Below are 245 nucleotides of genomic sequence, written 5' to 3'. Positions count from 1 at the left end.
GTGATATCGCGCCAAACGAATCTGCCATTGTAGAATTTCATATTACTTCAAATGAAATCCCGGCTATTAATCCAATTACGAATCAAGCTAGCGTTAGCTTTCAGCATATCGTTAATCCAGATAATCCTCCTGTTTCAAAAAACATTACTTCAAATAGTGTTATCACAACAATTGAAAGTGCTATTTTAACTACTACTAAAATCGGTGATAAAGCTTTTGCAACGATTGGTGATACAATTACGTAT

The 245-nt window shown here is 33.9% G+C and carries 1 protein-coding gene; it reads left to right on the top strand.

Annotated elements, in window-relative coordinates; all coding sequences use genetic code 11:
- On the top strand, positions 1–245 hold a 245-nt coding region (locus KI356_RS27235; RefSeq protein ID WP_212937006.1), incomplete at both ends, for a hypothetical protein.

Source organism: Bacillus hominis, assembly GCF_018332515.1.
GTDB lineage: Bacteria > Bacillota > Bacilli > Bacillales > Bacillaceae_G > Bacillus_A > Bacillus_A hominis.
Note: the sequence above shows the minus strand (reverse complement) of the source record. Positions and strands in the feature narration are given on the sequence as shown.